This window comes from Thermodesulfobacteriota bacterium (assembly GCA_035559815.1).
GTDB lineage: Bacteria > Desulfobacterota_D > UBA1144 > Nemesobacterales > CSP1-2 > DATMAT01.
In genome coordinates, this window is sequence record DATMAT010000023.1 from 233,993 (window position 1) to 251,211 (window position 17,219).

Genomic DNA, 17,219 nt, shown 5'->3' on the forward strand with positions numbered 1-17,219 from the left:
TTATGCCGAAGAAAGGTGGGTTGTTAGCTTATTTTTGCCATGGCCATATAGGCCAGCAATATTTCCGAAACCTTGCCTTTTATTGTGGTTTGGAAAAGGGTGTTTAGACTCCTAAAATAGGGTACCGGTAAAGGGTTTTTGGGGTTATTTCTGAATATAAAGATTTGTCCATTACCCCTTTTAAAAAGTAATTGACATCGAGCGTAAAAATTGATAAAAAGGGAATTAAATGGGGGGAATTGAGTATGGATTCCAAGAAAAGGGCAGTAGTTATAGGGGATTTCATAGGAGATGGATAAATGAATAAGGTTTCATTTGAATTAGAAGTTGTTACTCCGCTATTTTTGGGTGGAGCTGATGGTAAAACTGCTGAACTTCGCCCACCTTCGATTCGCGGAGCGATGAGATTCTGGTTCAGGGCAATGATGGGGGGAATAGTAGGAGGAAATGTTGATGCCCTAAAGAAACTTGAATCAAACGTGTTTGGAAGCACGGATAAAGCATCCTGTTTTAATCTTTCTTTGAGAGGGTTAAATATTTCTAAAGGTGTTTTTAGTAAAGACAGCTATACTGGGCGAATTCGAAAGCCAGGGTTGCTCTATTTGGGGTTTTCTTTAGATGCTAGGCGAGGTGGTGAGAGAATACAAAGAGAATACATCAAAGGTGGTTCTCGGTTCATTTTGGAAATCAAACCCCAAGGTGATGCTGACTCTACAAAGTTTAAAGCAGCTTTTGGTGCACTTTGGCTTTTGATTAATTTTGGTAGTCTTGGAAGTCGCTCTAGAAGGGGTTTCGGTTGCTTATCTATTTTGAATGATTTATCAATAGAGGGACTTCCTTCATTTAAGCTGAATGCAAATACACCCTCTGATCTTGTAATCTATTTGAAAAACGGAATCGCTCAAATTAAAGCACTCTATCAAACTTTCTATAATAAATCGGGGATGGGGGTTAAGTCATCACCTTCCTTTCCCATGCTTTCAAGCACTTGGAGTAAGATATTTGTTTTAAATAAAACCTCAAATAATTGGGAAGAGATATTGGATCAAATTGGAAGTAAGTTACAAGAGTTCAGGAATCACAAAGAACCAGATTACACTATAGTGAAAGATATATTGCAAGGTAAATCTGAAATTAAAAATACTGTAAAGAGAGCCAGTTTTGGTCTTCCGCTACCTTTCTTTTTTAGATCGCTTGGTAACAGAACAACTCTAGTGAAAGGAACGGAGTCCGAAAGAAGAGCTTCCCCTCTTTATATAAAAGTTATTAGACTTGCTAATGGTTCATTTACAATCTTAATTACCTTTTTTAAGAATGAGTTTTTATCTTCGAGTGAAAGATTATTTATTCAAGGAGTTAAACTACCTCTTCCTGACTACAGCTTGATAGATGAATTTGTTAGCTTGCTTCCTTTACAAGAGGTTAAATTGTAATGAGTGAAGATTTTTGGAAACTCAAAATCAAAGCTTTCCTACACGACCCACCTGAGAAGGCGATTATCCTGATGCAAGAAAAAGGCGTGAGCCACGAGGAACGAGCAAAGGAATTGCTTCGTGAGATTATCGAGGATGATGGTATTGAAGAAGTGAAGAGGGCAGATACAAACGCCTCGTCTGCCGATAGAATCAACTTGCCTTCTTTTGAGAAAAAGTTTCTTGACAGCCCCGTAATTAAGCATCCCCTTTCTGGAGATGGGCTTGATAAAATCAATGAACTAAGCAAAACTGACTCAAAAGCAGTTGTCGAGAATGCAAAGACCGCAGTTGATAAAGCGATACAAGAGATTAAGGGCGAGTGTGGAGAAGATCCACTAAAAATCTGCCTTACCCTTTGGCGGAAGCTACCAGATTTAATCAAAAATCATAGCCCCAATGAACTCAGACCCTTTTGGAGTGTTCTTCCCGCTGACACACGCATTCCCGACCATTCGATTTGGAATCACAGAAACGCAACGGCGGCGTTTGCCGGAGGAATCGTAACCCTCCCCGCCTCCGAATTAAACAAGGAAGAGACGATTTACAACCTGTCTTTTCTACTCTTCTCACTCGGTCCTGTGCAGGAATTCATAGCCACAGCTAGAAAAACCCAAGACCTCTGGATGGGAAGCTATATTCTTTCTTACCTCTCTTGGTGGGCAATGAAAGCAGTAGTGGAAGAATTTGGACCAGATGTCATAGTTTTTCCCGATCTCTACGAACAACCGTTGGTTGACCAGTGGCTTGCATCAAAAATATATCTCGAACAGCCGAATATTAACCGGCTTTCGACCCCCACACTTCCAAACAGGTTTCTCGCTATTCTTCCTCAGATGAAAGAGGGCAAATATCAGCCTTCGGAGATTGCCCAAAGAACAAAAGAGAGCGTTATCTCGGCTTGGAAAGAAATTGCCGAGACGGTCAAAAAGGGGTTGGAGACAAAATTAGGATGTAAGAATCAAGTATGGGATAAAATCTGGGAGAGGCAGATTGGAGACTTTATTGAAACGTACTGGGTAGCCTACGACTGGAAACCGAATTATCAAGGTGTAGTGGCTGAATACAAATCTCTTATTGGGACAGATGAAAGTTGGGAGATGGGAAAGTTGCTTAGTTTGTACGAGGATAAGAGCAAGTCAAAATATTCCCCTACCCTTGGCACGGTCTATCAACTCCTCTATGAGCTCACCGAGCGCTCTTTAGGTAGTAGAAAGGCAGTACGGAATTTCAAACAGTCGGAAGAGTCGAACTACAAATGCACTCTCTGCGGAGTGCGCGAGCCTTTGCACGACGGGTACAAGGACTTAAAAGAATTCTGGAGTCAATTCGCCGATAAAGGTTTTCGCGAGGTTCGTTCCAAAGGAAAAGAAAGGCTGTGCGCTGTATGTACGACAAAACGGTTCGCCATGAGATTCTATTTTGACCGCAAGGTTTTTAGCAATGGAAATTTGGGCTTTCCTTCAGTCGGCACGGTGGCAACAGCGGCATATCAATTTTCAATTGTGGAAAATGTGGAGAAGTTGAGAGATGCGATTCAGAAGTTCTACGATAAAGTCGGCGGATTCCTTGAGAAAATAGAGGCAGATTCCCGAATCGACTCGCTTCCTAAAATTAAAAAAGCCGTTAGTGAAGCCAATGACGATATTCGGAGATTGCTTCAGGAGTTCATCAGGATTGACGGGGAATGGCTGTATGAGGAGTCTCTTAACGAGGATAGGCTCAAGAAGGAATATTCCTTCGATAAAAGTCGACATGGGAGCGAGTTTAAAGATGCCCAAGAAGCGGCGGATGCGCTCAGGAAAGAGATTAAGAAGCTCAAGATTGCCAAGCCCTCCAAGTATTACGCCGTTCTTTATATAGACGGTGATAACATGGGCAAATGGCTAAGTGGTGAACTTGCGCCGAAGATAACTGAAATTGTCCATCCTGAGATTAAGTTAGAGAAGGACTGGAATTTAAAACGCCCCCTATCTCCTGCACTGCATTCATCGATAAGCAGTGCGCTAAGGAATTTCTCTCTTAAGTTGGTACGGAGGGTAGTCGAAGAAAAGTACCTCGGCAAGCTTATTTATGCGGGCGGCGATGATGTTCTGGCGTTTGTTTCACTCCCCGACTTGCTCAATGTCATGCGTGACCTCAGAGCTTTTTACTCCGGGTTCATTGATGAAAATGGTAATGCGGATTTCAAGAAGGGAAATGGCTTTATCGAACATGACGGCGAGCTCTTGCTCACAATGGGAAAAAATGCCACGGCCAGCATGGGCGTTGTGATAGCTCATTACCTTCAGCCGCTAAATCAAGTGATGAATAAAGTTAGAGAAATGGAGAAGGAGGCAAAGAAGGGTGAGAAAAATGCCTTTGCTATATCATTAATGAAACGCTCCGGCGGGACTGAGGTTATAAAAGCCAAGTGGTATTACGACAGGGACAATAGAGACTTCGACACCATAGAGTTTATTAAAGAACTCTCAGACCAACTCACAAACGGAGCGCTTTCCACTAAGTTTGCCTACGACTTTAGGGAAAAGCTGAAGTGGATAGACAAGCTAAGTGACCAAGCCATAAGGTCTGAAGTACTTAGGCTTATTAAACGGCACAGTGAGAAGAAACAATTCAAAGATGATCATGAATTTGACCAGCATCTTCGATATACAATAGAAGGATTAATGAGACTTCGCACAGAACTTGGCAAGCTAGAAGAGGTTTCAAAGATTCTGAGTCTTGCCGTCTTTCTTTCAAAACAGGGAAGCGAGGGTGAATCATGAGAATATTCATCGAGCCTTTGGATGTAGTGCTTTTTCGGGACGGCAAGCCGTTTTCTGCTGAGGAAGATATTATTGCTTCAAGTATTTTTCCCCCGTTTCCAAGCACGTTTTACGGCGCCATGAGAACGGAGACTCTAAGTCGGCAGAATTTCAAGTTCCAACCTCTATCACAAATCAAAAATAATTCCCAATATCTGAATCAGATTGATTCCCTGACACATGATTTGAGGATTGTCGGCCCCTTCATAGCAGATGAAAACCATCTTGAATATTTCCCGATTCCAAAGGACATAGTGGAAATCAAAGGACAAGATAAAAAGTACATTCGGCTAAAGCCCACAATCTCACCTACGTTTAAAAGCGACTTATCAACCGATATTAGTCCATTATGGGTAAAGACAAACTATGACGAGCACATTGAAGATGGGAAAGGGTTTATCAGTGAGAGTCAAATGAAAATTTACTTGGAAGGTAGGCAAGATAAATGGTCAATCCTCAACCCTGGAGAAGTTTTTCATAGGGAAGAACGAGTAGGGATTAAAAGGCCTGGAGCAACGAAAACCTCTGAAGAGGGTTTTTTCTACATTGCCGAATTTGTCAGGCTAAACAGCCAATTCGGGTTTACGCTCGATATAGAAGGCAATGTAACCCTTTCGGACAATGGTTTTTTCAGGCTTGGAGGAGAATCAAGAGCGGCATCCTATAGAAAGATTGAAGATAGAAAGTGGGAGGATGATGCAATCAAGAAGAAAGTTAGAGAAACCCGCAAATTCAAACTCTATTTGCTTAGCCACGCTATTTTCGAGAAAGGCTGGATTGCCGATTGGATGCACACGGGCGAGAAAGACGGGCTGACATTTAAGCTCATCTCCGCCTGTGTGGGGAAGCCTGTTTCTGTCGGCGGATTCGATATTGTCGAGAACAGACCGAAGCCGATGAAAAAGGCTGTTCCTGCAGGGAGCGTTTACTTCTTTGAACTGCTGGAAGGAAACGTTGATGAACTTTTTAAAGCGTTTCAGTTCAAATCAATCTCAGATGAAAAGCAAAAAGAAGGTTTTGGCATAACTTTGGTAGGAGGTTGGAACAATGTTTAAACGAGCTAAGGTTTTATTTCTCTACACTGAAACTCCGCTTCACACGGGAAGCGGGTCGTCACTTAGTGTTGTAGATTTGCCGATTCAACGCGAGAGGCATACGAACTTGCCTATGGTTCAGGCATCTGGGTTGAAGGGAAGTTTGAGAGACTATGCTGAACAAAATTATAAAAATGATGCTAACGCAAAGACTAAGATAACACTTGTTTTTGGTCCAGAAAAAGACGGAAGTGAACACGCCGGAGCAATTTCTTTCACGGATGCAAGACTTCTTCTTTTTCCTGTCCGTTCACTGAAGGGCATTTTCGCATGGGTAACCTGTCCTTCTGTTCTTCAAAGATTTGTTCGAGACTTAACAATCGCTGGTGTGAGTGCCAAAGTTGACAACAAAGATTTAAATGTTCCGAGCGTAAGTGATAATGAAGCATTAGTAACAAACACGTCTGAGGTGATTGTAGATAACAAAGTGGTTCTTGAAGAGTTTTCTTTTATCGCCGAGAAACGTAGTGAAGCTGACGGTATCGCAAAGTGGATTTCTGAGAATGCCACACCTCAAAGTGATGAATACAAGCCCTGGAAAGAAAAGATACTCAAAAATCTTGTCATACTTCCTGACAATGCATTTCGTGATTTTACGGAATTCTCTACAGAAGTAATAGCTAGAACTAAAATTCAGACTGAGACAAAAACGGTTGCGCCTGGCGCTCTCTGGTACGAAGAACATTTGCCGAGCGATACTCTTCTCTACTCCCTCGCTTTAGCTTCCGATCCGCTTGGAGCTAATAAACCCAATGACTTTCAAACAGCAAATGATGTACTCAAATTCATAGCAGACCTTCAGATAGATCGATTTCAACTAGGCGGAGATGAAACGGTGGGTAGAGGAATTGTGAAACTCCGGATTCTGGGAGGTTAGGACAATGGGAAAAGATGAGAAAAAAGAGAGCCTGATACAAACACTTGAGCAAAAGAGGGCGAGCAAGGCTTGGGATTTTGTGAACAACCTCAATAAAGAGATAGAAGAAAAACTTTTGAGTGAGAAAGATAAACAAGACCAAGACAAGAAAAAAAGAAAGATTGAAGAAGCTAGAAAAAAATATAGGTCGTTAGCACTAAAAACTCCTGTTCTGGTTTTGATTAATGGTCTGGGACAAACTTTAGCATTCTTCAAATCAAAGGGCGGTGAGCATGAGTTACTATACGAACACCTAAGCAATTGGCTCATCAGTGAAAGTAAGATTTATGAGCAGGGTGAGTTGGTTCAAAAAGTCATTAGCGGAGATAGTGCAAAATACCGCCAAGCCACAACCGAGACTCTGGCATTTTTGAACTGGCTAAAGCGCTTTGCCGAGGCTGTATTGCCACCTGAGGAGAGTGGGCAATGAATAAACGTGGAACAGATAGAGGCAAAGGAAAACCACACTCTTCTCCAGCAGGAGAAATGGTGGTCTTTCCATTGTCAAGTGATGTATGGAATATTATCGAGAAAAATCAAACATCATGTCAAAACATAGGTCTTTTGCTTTCCAAGTATGTCAAATGGAACGTAAACTGGCTAGCAACAAATTTAGAAGCTGAGTTTGAGAGATTAAGAAAGAGCAAGGCACAACTTTTAGATAAAAAGACGGTTTACAATCCTGCCGTTACTGTTGCTAGCAACTCAGCTAGTGAAGCCTCCTCACATCTTAGGAATTACTTTGAACGGTTCAAAGCCACCCTCTCATCACTGGAAAAAAGCGGATGGAAAGTGGAACGCCTTAGTAATGTAAAAACCCAGTGGCGGATGGTTGTCGGGCTTGGCTCCGGCAGTATTCTTGAGACAAGCATGACCTTTCATCGAATCTATGGTTTCCCAATAATTCCAGGGAGTGGATTGAAGGGATTAGCAAAGGCCTATGCGAACACGGTGGAAAACATACCTGACTCTGACCAGCAAATTACTGACGTATTTGGCTCTCAGTCTTCAGAAAAGCCGAGTCAAGGCAAAGTAATTTTTTTCGATGCGATTCCCGTCAAGTTCCCCAAACTCAAATTGGATATAATGAACCCGCACTATCAGGATTACTACAGCGACCCATCTGGCAAAACACCACCTGCAGATTACCTGAGTCCTAATCCTATCTTCTTTCTAACCGTAGGTGAAGGAGCAGAGTTTTATTTCGCTGTGGCTTCTAAAGAAGAACACCTTGCCAAATTAGCTAAAGGTTGGCTTGAAAATGCCCTCAAAGAACTTGGAGTCGGGGCGAAGACAAGTGCAGGATATGGGTATTTTGAGTAGAGGGGGAAGCCATGAGAAAGATGGTTCTTACAACAGTCGGAACATCTTTGATTTACCACTTAGTAGAGAAAAAGACCAATTTAAAGAACTACGCCGACGGAATCGAAGGTAAGCCCTCTAAAGAATTAGATAATTATCGCAGGGAATATGACGTTCTAAAAAAAGAAAGCCTAAGTCATTTGAAAAGCTTGAATCTTGATAAAAGTACTGATTTGGATAAATCATCCGCTGAAATCAAGAGTCTGCTTAAGCTAGGAATCGGTAATAGCGACGTGGTTTATCTCTTCGCAACCGAAACGATAGATGGAAAATTGTGTGCAGAAGTTCTCAAAGATTTCATCGAGGAGGAGTTTGGTTGTGATGTAAAACTCGAAGAAATTAACGGACTACAAGTCTCTAATCCAGAGCTTTTTAAGAAAACTGGAGTTAGAAATTATATTGATAAAGCGACCAAAATTATTGAAAATCACCATTATCAATTGATTTTAAATACTACAGGCGGTTTTAAGGCCGTCGTTCCTTACACAACTCTTCTCGGCATGCTCTTTCAAATCCCTGTCTTCTATATTTTTGAGGAAACCCAAAGCCTTATCGAACTCCCCCCACTGCCCTTAGAATACAACTTTAAAATAATCGAAGAACTAAAGGACAAGTTCTATAGAATAGACTTAGAAACAAGCATCCCCTATGATGAATTTAGAAAAGGTATAGATGATGAGAAGTATAAACAGTGCATAGCATTAATAGAAGAAGAAAAAGGTTACGTCACTCTTTCTGCAATAGGAATTGCAATATGGGAAAAATACAAAGAAGACAATCCACCCCTTGCCCCCAAAAGCAAGAAATCTCCAGATGAGAAAGACCACTTGAGGGAGTTAAAGCAAGAACCATCAAGGACTGGCAAATTTGAAAAGTTTAGAGAGAAATTAAAAAATCACGATCGGATAGATGACTTTTGGTATTTAAAAGGGTGTAATCCCTCTGATAAAAAGATAGAAATTATAGGAGATGAACTTCATATATATTATGAAGGAATAGCATTGAGAGTTAGAACCACTGCTCAATATCCTAAACAATTTGAAGTCATAAAAAAGGGACTGGAAGAGCTTTTAATATGATCACCAAACTTTCCCTAGAACTCAACTCAAATGAAGAAATACAGCTTCCTGGACTCGGTGGTGAGACCCTATACGGACTTTTCCTTAATTTACTGAAGGCTCAGGATAGCAATTTAGCCTCGTCTTTACATAACACTAGAGAAACAAAGCCTGTAACCGTCTCGCCCTTTGTCTCCGGTGCCAAGCTTACAGACGGAAGGGTTGTTTTAGAGCCCGATTCCAAGGCTTCCTTTCAAATAAGCTTTTTCACCGACTCACCGACCGAGGCTTTTATGCTTGCTCTAAACAAAGCTTTAGGTAATAGAAAACCCGCCAATCTAGGGGGAAAGGAAATAAAGCTTTCCAATATGAAAATGATAAAGGTCACGAACTTTAAAGAGCTTGCAAATCAAGCAAAATCGGAGGGCCAAATTTCCCTTCGCTTCCTCTCGCCTACCTCCTTCAGAAGTCACGGAGGGCAGAAGGTATTTCCTGAGCCGAACCTGGTCTTTTCATCTCTTCTTAAAAAATGGAATGCTTTTTCAAGTATAAAGTTCCCAAAAGAATTGGAAGAAGAGTTTTCTAAAATCAGGGTTACTCGATATAACACTAGGACGGAGCTTGTGGAGTTTTCCAACTACAAAATCATAGGTTTTAAGGGAACGTGCAGCTATGAACTTCCAAAGGGAATGTCGGATGAAACGAAGAAGCAGATAAACACCCTCGCCGATTTTGCCTTCTTTGCCGGTGTTGGCTATAAAACCACGATGGGCATGGGGCAGACGGTTAGGTTGTAATTTGAGCTTGACAGCGGTTTTTGACTCCACTACGATAGAGTGATTAGGAATTAGTGTTTAGGGATGTGAAGTTGCATCATTGCTGCATCCAGACCCGGAATTAAATGCCCATGGTTACAAGGGGCCATTCCCCTAAAAATTAAACGCCATCAACAGGGCGAGGCCAGTGTTTAGTGGATTGTCTTTAGTGGTTAGGGAAAAGAATTAATATCATTATTCCTACCTAGAGCTAGATTTAAAGGCCAATGGTGGGTTAAGGCGTTATTCCCTAAAAACCAAACACTATCAACTAAAAACTGCCTTCAGGGTTAGGGGGGTAGGGATAGGGGAAAGGGGACAAGTGAAAAAGACCAATCTAATCCCTAATCCATTGACTTCTCTAGCAATAAAAGTTAAGTTCATACTTAAGAGGTATGAATATGAAATCTACAGTTGGAGAAAGGGGACAAGTAGTAATACCAAAGGAGATAAGGGATAGGCTCGGCCTTGAGAAGGGCACCATACTAGAGGTTGAAACCGCCGGAGAAGACAATCTCATAGTCCTAAGACCCTTGAAAAAAAGGAAGAGGCATTGGAGGGAATGGATAGGAACCTTTAAGGGAAAAGGTTTAATCCGAGAATACCTGGCAGATAAGAAAAAAGAGAGGGAGAGGGATAAAAAGTGGAAAAAGTAGTCCTCGATGCGTTCGCCATACTCAGCTTACTCGAGAAAGAAAAAGGTTATGAAATCGTGGAAGATTTTCTTGAAAGAAGCGCCAAAAAGAAAATTGAAGCCTACATGAATCTTTTAAACTGGGGGGAAGTTTATTATACGCTGATGAAACGGGGACAAACGCCGGAGGCGGAAGAGTTCTGGGAAGGAAGAAAGTATTACCCAATAGTCTTTGCAGAACCGACAACAAAAAGAATAAGGGAGGCTTGTAAAATAAAGGGCAGGCATTCTATTTCATATGCGGATGCCTTCTGCATTTCCCTAGCCCTAGAACTTAATGCCGGAGTTTTGACCGGCGATGAGGAATTTAAGACTGTTGACGGATTAAAGCTTATATGGATTAAATGATATAATGAAGATTATTCAAAGCTCTTAAGGCCGGAACATGCTCAAAAAACAAATCAAATTCACCTATACAGACTACATTAACCTAAAAGATGATAAAAGGTATGAGCTTATCGAGGGAGAGCTATACCTGGTTCCATCTCCAAATACCTACCACCAAGCTGTGTTGGGAAACCTTTGGGATTCCCTCAGAAGCCATGTCAAGAAGAAGCGATTAGGAACGGTTCTTTGTGCTCCACTTGACGTTGTGCTCTCCGAGAACGACGTCGTCCAGCCGGATATTCTTTTTATTTACAATGAAAACAGGGGAATAATTACCGAGCATAACATAAAAGGCGCTCCAGACCTGGTTGTAGAAATCCTATCTCTCGGTACTCTTGAAAGGGACAAGATAGTTAAAAAATACCTTTACGAAAAGCACGGGGTCAAAGAATACTGGATAGTTGAACCCGTTGGGAGATTTATCGAGGTCATGACTCTAGAGAAAGAGGGATTCGAGTTTTTGGGAACGTTCTTCTTTAGAGACCAACTGGAATCTCCCCTCCTCAGAAAGCTGAGGATACCTCTAAAAGAGATCTTTAAGTAATGCCAAAAGCACTTATAGTCTCCCTTGGCGGAACAACAGAGCCTATCATAAAATCAATCGAAGAGCATAAACCCGATTACATCTTTTTCCTTGTATCGAAGGAAAGTAACGCCAAAGAATACCCTAAAGTAAAAGCGTTCCTGGATGAAAATGGCTTCTCTCCAGAAATAGATTTCGGTATGGTGAAAGACGTGGATGACCTGGTTCACTGTTATGAAATAGCATCTGAATTAGCAACCGCAATAGAAAAAGAAGGTATTCCTAATGAGGAGGTCATAGTGGATTACACCGGCGGCACGAAGACCATGAGTGCGGCTCTGGTTCTGGCTACGGTTACGAAAGGCTACAAGTTTTCGTACGTGGGGGGAAAAGAAAGAACAAAAAGCGGGCTCGGAGTGGTAGTGAGCGGGTTTGAAGAGGTTAAGACGGGACTCAGTCCTTGGCGGGTTCTCCTGGTCGAGGAGAGAAAGAAGATAGCTCTCTTTCTTAACGGCTACCAATTCTCTGCGGCAAGAGACATAGCCCGGAAATTAACAGCGGTTCTTGGAGGCTTGGATAAAGCTATTTATGAGAGCCTTTCGGAACTTATCGAAGGGTACAGGCTGTGGGATAGCTTTGAACATAAGACGGCATTAACGACCATAGAAAGATCTAAGGACAAACTGGCCGAGCATCTAAGATACAAATCGGACGGAATACTGAGCGGTTTTCTTGAGCGTGTAAACCTTAGTCTCGGATTTTTGAAAGATATGAGCGATAAGACTAAAAATTTTAAAGACATCCACATCTACATGGTTTTTGACCTTTTCTATAATGCAAAAAGGCGAGCTGAAGAGGGAAAGTATGACGACGCCGTGGCCAGGCTATATCGGGCGCTTGAGATGATAGGACAGGTCGAGTTTCAGAAGAAATTTGGATGTCCGACTTCGGATGTTAAGGTCGAGGAATTACCGGAATCCTTAAGGGATGAAATGAAAAGAAAGCATACCGCACACGACGGAAAAGTCAGAATCCCCCTATACGACACTTTTAGAGTATTGAGTGAAGCTAACAACCGGTTCGGCCAGCTTTTCTTCGAGCGTGAAGACGAAATTAATAAAATCCTCGGCGTGAGAAACAGCTCTATCCTTGCCCACGGGGTAACTCCCGTCTCAAAGGAAGCTTTTGAGAAGCTGTCTGCCATCGTTGATGATCTCCTAAAAAAGACGGGAGCGGATAACCCGGTTGAATTTCCGAAACTTTCATGGGAATGAAGAAAGAAATCCTGATCGCAGTCGCCGGTCTAACACCCCAGGTAATCACCGAGACACTTTACTATCTCACTCAAGTAAAAAAGCCTAAAAATAAGATTTCGGAAATCTATGTTATAACCACCTCGGATGGTAAGCGGGAAATTCTCAAGAAGCTGCTGGATAAAGATAAAGGGAAGTTCTTTGAATTCTGTAAACACTGCAAGCTCAAGCCTTCGTCGATTAAATTCGACGAAAAGTCTATTATCCTTCTTCGGGATTCAAGAGGAAAACCTCTAAAAGACATTCGTACGGCCAGGGATAACGAGCTTGTAGCAGACCAGATTACCGAATTTATAAGAGAGAAAACCGAAGACCCCCACACCATTCTTCATTGCTCCGTTGCCGGGGGAAGAAAAACCATGTCCGTTTTCCTGGCTTACGCCTTGATACTATTTGGAAGGCCGAAGGATACTCTCTCCCATGTTCTCGTCGATGAAAAATCGGAGAGGGATAAAGATTTCTTCTATCCTAAAATAAACGCCGAAAGGAAAACCTCTATTGACCTTGCCGAGATTCCCTACCTCAAGTTAAGAGAGAAAATAACCAACCTGTTGGTCTCAAGGAAAACTCCTTTCAGCAGAATAGTCAGTGCAGCGCAAAAGGAGATTAATGCGATGCCTTTGCCCGAGCCTCTTCAGGTGGATTTAAAGAAAAGGTGTATAAGGATTGGACGAAAAGAGATAAATCTTAACCCGAAGCTTATAGCAGTTTACTCCTACTTTGCCGAGATGCGAAGGACCCTGCCCGGCGATACAGGCTTTCGACAGCTAAAAGGAGCAAACGCCCTAAACCCTGAAGAGATAGTAAGCTACATCAGAAAAACACATCCAGACGCCCTCTTAGAGAGATATAAATTCCGAAGGGAAAATATCCTCCAGGACATTAGCAAGATAAACAGGAAAATCGAAGATGCCTTGGACAATCCCGCCCTTGCCCTCCACTACAGGATAACCACCTTCGAGCCCGGCAAGAGGGTGTACGGGGCCACCCGCTACGGAATCCGCATCGACAAATCGAGAATAAAGCCTTTGGTCTTACCCTAGCAATATTTCCGAAAGGTTGTTTTCTATTTCTTCCACCCTTATAAGGCTTAAAATGGGTATAAAAGCCTTAAAATGGTGGATGATTATGAATGGAATTTCGATCACTCTTTTATCTTTGCTTCTTGGTTCGTGCAGTGTAGGAATGGCCCTTCATGGTAAGCCTGATACTGATTTATCGGTGCTTAAGACGGGAGAAGACAGAGCCGTTATCAGGGCTAACCTGGGAAACCCGGAGTCGGTTACCACGAATACGGATACATTTATCGCCTGTAGAGGAAAAGAAGCCTCTACCGGGCGGGCCATAGGACACGGCATCATGGACGTTTTAACGCTGGGGCTATGGGAAGTGGTGGGGACCCCGGTTGAGGTCATCAGCGATGCCTCGGGCGAGTGCCGTAGGATCGTCGTCGAGTACGACGAGAACAACAAGCTAATTAATATCAGATAAGAAATGATTGAACCAGTATTGGATGCGGTAATTCAAAGTGTTACCACTTTGATTCTAGGAAAGGTAATCTCAGGAGCAAGCACGAATAAAATCAAGAAGCGAAACCGGCTAATAACACCAGAATCAACTAAATTTCAGGAAAAAGATATTTCACTCGGAGGAGACCTGGGCCAGGGTCTACTCTCTGCTTACAAGAGGTTCGTCGAGACCAAAGACCCATTAGCCGTCGAAGAGTATCTAAAAATGGCTGGTTCAGACAGAGAGATAATATTTGTGGTAGAACTTTCCCGAACCGCCGAGGATGACGTCAGGATTCAATTCGGGAAATCCGTAGAATACGTAGTCTCATCGGTAAGAGAAATCGACCCGGCAGAGTTTCCAGGGATAGCCGTCAGAATAGCGGATTTCTTGAAAACCGTAAATACTGTCCATAAGGGTCCTAAGATCCATCTCGTCTTATCCATGCCCGTCGTATTGGCATTCCAAATCGGACAGTGGGTAGGTATTTCCCACTATGACATAGAGCCGTATCATTTTGAAAGGGGTAGATACTTAAGAATTCCCTCCATAAAAAGGGGATAAATTAATCTTAAGCATTAACCTAAGCACTAAACACCAAACACTAAACCATGTGGGACGAGCTTCTGCCTATATCTCTAGTTTCTGAAATTATTTTCTGCCCCCGCAATTTTTACTACCGCGCCTGCGAAGGGGCAGAAGCAATAAACAAATTTGTGCTTGAAGGCACACTCCAGGATGAGAAAAGGAACGAGAGGGAAAAAGTTAAAACTCGAGAAAAAATACAAATCAGGGAAGTGAGCCTTTCCTCTGAGACCTTAGGGATAATAGGGGTGCTCGATGCTGTCGAGGAAAAAGGTAGTTTGTACCCGATAGAATACAAAAGAGGAGAATTAAAAGAGAGTTTACGGGACGACGTTCAACTTTGTCTCGAAGCAATGCTCTTAGAAGAGCAAACCGGGAAATCCATTCCCTATGGATACATCTACTACTCCGTTTCGAAAACTAGGAGAAGGGTCGACTTCACGGACGAACTAAGAAAAACCTCCCTGGAGACGATAGCCAATGCGCGAGAGATTCTCTATAAGGGTGAAATCCCTGAACCGGTGGCCGATGAAAGATGCCCGGGATGTGCTCTATTTTCAATCTGTCTTCCCTTCGAAGTCAAGTCATTGAAGGAAAAAGAACCTTTGACCAAGCGCATTATCCCCGAACTTCACACGGGAAGGGTTCTTTACGTGGATGAACATGGAGCTTACGTGGGAAAGAGAGGCGGGAAAATTATTGTTACGAAAGAGAAAGAGGTAATAGCAGAAATGCCTGCTTCTTATCTAAGCCAGCTTGTTCTTTTCTCAAACGCCAATATCTCTACCCAAGCCATAAAATTCCTGCTGAGAATGAACGTGGAGATAATGTACCAATCCTCCTGGGGCAGGTTCGAAGGGAAATTCGTTCCAGAGGAGAACAAAAATTCGCTTCTCCGATTAGCACAATACAAATCACACCTAGATGAAGTCTTCGCTCTGAAGGTTTCAAAAGCCTTTGTCATGGGAAAGCTCTCCAACATGCGCACGCTTCTTCTTAGACAGAATAGAGAACTTTTGGATAGTGAAGTAGAAAAAGCATGCGTTGAAATCAAGAACGTAATAGATAGATTGGAAACGGTCGGAAGAAAAGATGAACTTTTAGGTTTTGAGGGAATAGCAACCAGGCAATATTTCGGTGTGTTTGGGAAGCTCATTAAACCAAAGGCGTTCGGCTTTGATTTTGAAAAAAGGACAAAGCGCCCGCCCCGCGACCCGGTGAATGCGCTTCTCAGTTTCGGATATAGTGTACTTGTCGGCGATATGGTTTCATCCTTGTCCACAGCCGGACTAGACCCCTATATCGGGTTTTTTCATTCTACAAAATACGGGCGCCCCGCGCTTGCGCTCGACCTTATGGAGGAGTTTCGCCCGGTGATAGTTGATTCCTTGGTGTTAACTTTGCTAAATAAGGGAATGGTTGCAGAGAAGGATTTCAAAGAGAAGTTCGGAGGAGTATTTTTCGAAGAAGATGGAAGGGAGGCATTTTTTAGGGCTTATGCAGGAAGAGTCCAAACCGAGATCGTGCATCCTGTGTTTGAATACCGGGTAAATTATCGAAGGGTCTTTGAAATACAAGCAAGGTTCCTGGCAAAGGTCCTGACCGGGGAGATTGACGAATATATGCCTTTTTTGGTGAGATAATAAAATGAGAAGGCTAATTGTCGTATATGACATATCAGATGACAAGAGAAGAATTAAGCTCTTTAAATCTCTTGAGGGTTATGGGATCCCGGTCCAGTTTAGTGTCTTCGAGTGCGAGCTAAGTGATCAGGACTTCCTTCTGATGAAAGATAAGGTGGAAAGAGTGATTGATAAAGACGAAGACACCGTTATCTATTACGAACTTTGCCCGAGGTGCTGGGATAGAACGGAGAGAGTGGGGATAAGAAAAAAGATTGTGCCCGATGAAGTGGTTGTGGTTTGAAGAGCTTGACACCAGATTCAGATTTTTATAACATGGTGAAAAAGGCCAACTGGGGACACGTAGGTTCTTTGACAATTGAATAGAACTACAGTTTTTAGTGTTTATTCTTTAGTGTTTAGGGAGAATTAAGAATTAAAAACAAAAAAACTAATATGAGCTTGACAAAGTTTTTGGATTTTAATAGGATTGGGGTTAAGGACGCATCGTTACCTTAACGTTCTTTGACAATTGAATACTTTGCAAACATGGGATTGGGAATGCAAACATATTATTGGTGGAGCTCTTATTCTTATCATGATTAACCTCCTTTATAGATTTAAATGAATGAAAAAAAAACCTCTAACCCTATAGGAATTGAAACCAAGCAGGCCAATATTTAGGATTCAGTTCTCAGGGATGAACCAAAATCGCAAACCTAGTATCAGGCACTACTTTTCGAGCGTCGAGGAAACACAAATAACGTGGGAGATGCTCGATGAGAAAATATTTAATGTTTCAGGGAAGTTAAAGAATATGGGCAAAAAGGGTCAATTGGATAAGTCCCATGCAAATGAGCATTCTCGCAAACTGCATTGTAATTCATTTAAAACATTCAGGGTTTCGAGGGTGCTGTGGAAAGACACTAATTCCCGGAAGGGAATTGAAACGGGTGTAGGCGGATCTCGGTAAAATCCTGCTTCATCCGGTGGAAAGACACTAATTCCCGGAAGGGAATTGAAACCTGGGCGCGACGAGCCGTTACCCGTTCGCGGATGCCG

At 42.4% G+C, this 17,219-nt stretch carries 17 protein-coding genes and 1 CRISPR repeat array (1 of these 18 cut by a window edge); all 17 genes read left to right on the forward strand.

The genetic code is table 11. The features are described from left to right. Window positions 1–299: 299 nt before the first annotated feature. The 17 genes from cmr1 (at window position 300) to cas2 (ending at window position 16,461) form a co-directional block, all read left to right on the forward strand. Window positions 300–1,433 carry a type III-B CRISPR module RAMP protein Cmr1 gene (cmr1, locus tag VNN20_06620; protein ID HWP91853.1) on the forward strand — a complete coding sequence of 378 codons (1,134 nt, stop codon included), beginning with the start codon at window positions 300–302 and terminating at the stop codon, window positions 1,431–1,433. Continuing rightward, window positions 1,433–4,240: a type III-B CRISPR-associated protein Cas10/Cmr2 gene (gene cas10, locus VNN20_06625; GenBank protein ID HWP91854.1), complete on the forward strand. Its 2,808-nt coding sequence runs from the start codon at window positions 1,433–1,435 to the stop codon at window positions 4,238–4,240. Before cmr1 ends, cas10 begins: the two co-directional genes overlap by 1 nt. After that, window positions 4,237–5,334, forward strand: a complete 1,098-nt coding sequence (gene cmr3, locus VNN20_06630; GenBank protein HWP91855.1) for a type III-B CRISPR module-associated protein Cmr3 — start codon at window positions 4,237–4,239, stop codon at window positions 5,332–5,334. Before cas10 ends, cmr3 begins: the two co-directional genes overlap by 4 nt. Next, the gene (gene cmr4 / locus VNN20_06635) at window positions 5,327–6,250 is read left to right on the forward strand and encodes a type III-B CRISPR module RAMP protein Cmr4 (protein HWP91856.1); all 924 of its coding nucleotides are present in this window, start codon (window positions 5,327–5,329) and stop codon (window positions 6,248–6,250) included. Before cmr3 ends, cmr4 begins: the two co-directional genes overlap by 8 nt. Window positions 6,251–6,254: 4 nt before the next feature. Beyond that, on the forward strand, window positions 6,255–6,719 hold the full coding sequence (gene cmr5, locus VNN20_06640) for a type III-B CRISPR module-associated protein Cmr5 (protein ID HWP91857.1): 465 nt from the start codon (window positions 6,255–6,257) through the stop codon (window positions 6,717–6,719). Further along, entirely contained in the window at window positions 6,716–7,612 is an 897-nt protein-coding gene (gene cmr6, locus VNN20_06645) for a type III-B CRISPR module RAMP protein Cmr6 (protein HWP91858.1), read from the forward strand. The genes cmr5 and cmr6 overlap by 4 nt, the downstream gene beginning before the upstream one ends. 11 nt (window positions 7,613–7,623) lie before the next feature. Next, window positions 7,624–8,730: a putative CRISPR-associated protein gene (locus VNN20_06650; GenBank protein ID HWP91859.1), complete on the forward strand. Its 1,107-nt coding sequence runs from the start codon at window positions 7,624–7,626 to the stop codon at window positions 8,728–8,730. Continuing rightward, window positions 8,727–9,506, forward strand: a complete 780-nt coding sequence (gene cas6 / locus VNN20_06655) for a CRISPR-associated endoribonuclease Cas6 (protein ID HWP91860.1) — start codon at window positions 8,727–8,729, stop codon at window positions 9,504–9,506. Before VNN20_06650 ends, cas6 begins: the two co-directional genes overlap by 4 nt. A gap of 419 nt (window positions 9,507–9,925) precedes the next feature. Further along, entirely contained in the window at window positions 9,926–10,180 is a 255-nt protein-coding gene (locus VNN20_06660) for an AbrB/MazE/SpoVT family DNA-binding domain-containing protein (protein HWP91861.1), read from the forward strand. Next, window positions 10,168–10,566, forward strand: a complete 399-nt coding sequence (locus tag VNN20_06665) for a type II toxin-antitoxin system VapC family toxin (protein HWP91862.1) — start codon at window positions 10,168–10,170, stop codon at window positions 10,564–10,566. Before VNN20_06660 ends, VNN20_06665 begins: the two co-directional genes overlap by 13 nt. A gap of 37 nt (window positions 10,567–10,603) precedes the next feature. Beyond that, window positions 10,604–11,149 carry a Uma2 family endonuclease gene (locus VNN20_06670; GenBank protein ID HWP91863.1) on the forward strand — a complete coding sequence of 182 codons (546 nt, stop codon included), beginning with the start codon at window positions 10,604–10,606 and terminating at the stop codon, window positions 11,147–11,149. Then, window positions 11,149–12,402, forward strand: a complete 1,254-nt coding sequence (locus VNN20_06675) for a TIGR02710 family CRISPR-associated CARF protein (GenBank protein ID HWP91864.1) — start codon at window positions 11,149–11,151, stop codon at window positions 12,400–12,402. The genes VNN20_06670 and VNN20_06675 overlap by 1 nt, the downstream gene beginning before the upstream one ends. Continuing rightward, window positions 12,399–13,484: a CRISPR-associated ring nuclease Csm6 gene (gene csm6, locus VNN20_06680; protein HWP91865.1), complete on the forward strand. Its 1,086-nt coding sequence runs from the start codon at window positions 12,399–12,401 to the stop codon at window positions 13,482–13,484. Before VNN20_06675 ends, csm6 begins: the two co-directional genes overlap by 4 nt. Before the next feature lie 52 nt (window positions 13,485–13,536). Next, window positions 13,537–13,932 carry a hypothetical protein gene (locus tag VNN20_06685; GenBank protein HWP91866.1) on the forward strand — a complete coding sequence of 132 codons (396 nt, stop codon included), beginning with the start codon at window positions 13,537–13,539 and terminating at the stop codon, window positions 13,930–13,932. Window positions 13,933–13,935: 3 nt separating this feature from the next. Continuing rightward, a complete protein-coding gene (locus VNN20_06690) occupies window positions 13,936–14,514 on the forward strand; it encodes a hypothetical protein (protein ID HWP91867.1) in 579 nt (192 codons plus the stop codon). Window positions 14,515–14,561: 47 nt separating this feature from the next. Then, on the forward strand, window positions 14,562–16,178 hold the full coding sequence (gene cas1 / locus VNN20_06695) for a CRISPR-associated endonuclease Cas1 (GenBank protein HWP91868.1): 1,617 nt from the start codon (window positions 14,562–14,564) through the stop codon (window positions 16,176–16,178). A gap of 4 nt (window positions 16,179–16,182) precedes the next feature. Further along, window positions 16,183–16,461, forward strand: coding sequence for a CRISPR-associated endonuclease Cas2 (gene cas2 / locus VNN20_06700; GenBank protein ID HWP91869.1), 279 nt, complete (start codon window positions 16,183–16,185; stop codon window positions 16,459–16,461). Window positions 16,462–17,072: 611 nt separating this feature from the next. Then, a CRISPR array of direct repeats spans window positions 17,073–17,219; the repeat unit is 36 nt; unit sequence GTGGAAAGACACTAATTCCCGGAAGGGAATTGAAAC; it runs 2,410 nt beyond the window's last position.

Bases quoted from the DNA above. Each gene is read 5' to 3' on its own strand.
- cmr4 (HWP91856.1), top strand. From the start codon at position 5,327: ATGTTTAAACGAGCTAAGGTTTTATTTCTCTACACTGAAACTCCGCTT.
- VNN20_06670 (HWP91863.1), top strand. From the start codon at position 10,604: ATGCTCAAAAAACAAATCAAATTCACCTATACAGACTACATTAACCTA.
- cas2 (HWP91869.1), top strand. From the start codon at position 16,183: ATGAGAAGGCTAATTGTCGTATATGACATATCAGATGACAAGAGAAGA.
- VNN20_06660 (HWP91861.1), top strand. From the start codon at position 9,926: ATGAAATCTACAGTTGGAGAAAGGGGACAAGTAGTAATACCAAAGGAG.
- VNN20_06690 (HWP91867.1), top strand. From the start codon at position 13,936: ATGATTGAACCAGTATTGGATGCGGTAATTCAAAGTGTTACCACTTTG.
- cmr6 (HWP91858.1), top strand. From the start codon at position 6,716: ATGAATAAACGTGGAACAGATAGAGGCAAAGGAAAACCACACTCTTCT.
- cmr3 (HWP91855.1), top strand. From the start codon at position 4,237: ATGAGAATATTCATCGAGCCTTTGGATGTAGTGCTTTTTCGGGACGGC.
- VNN20_06650 (HWP91859.1), top strand. From the start codon at position 7,624: ATGAGAAAGATGGTTCTTACAACAGTCGGAACATCTTTGATTTACCAC.
- VNN20_06685 (HWP91866.1), top strand. From the start codon at position 13,537: ATGGGTATAAAAGCCTTAAAATGGTGGATGATTATGAATGGAATTTCG.
- cas6 (HWP91860.1), top strand. From the start codon at position 8,727: ATGATCACCAAACTTTCCCTAGAACTCAACTCAAATGAAGAAATACAG.
- cas1 (HWP91868.1), top strand. From the start codon at position 14,562: ATGTGGGACGAGCTTCTGCCTATATCTCTAGTTTCTGAAATTATTTTC.
- VNN20_06675 (HWP91864.1), top strand. From the start codon at position 11,149: ATGCCAAAAGCACTTATAGTCTCCCTTGGCGGAACAACAGAGCCTATC.
- cas10 (HWP91854.1), top strand. From the start codon at position 1,433: ATGAGTGAAGATTTTTGGAAACTCAAAATCAAAGCTTTCCTACACGAC.
- cmr1 (HWP91853.1), top strand. From the start codon at position 300: ATGAATAAGGTTTCATTTGAATTAGAAGTTGTTACTCCGCTATTTTTG.
- cmr5 (HWP91857.1), top strand. From the start codon at position 6,255: ATGGGAAAAGATGAGAAAAAAGAGAGCCTGATACAAACACTTGAGCAA.
- csm6 (HWP91865.1), top strand. From the start codon at position 12,399: ATGAAGAAAGAAATCCTGATCGCAGTCGCCGGTCTAACACCCCAGGTA.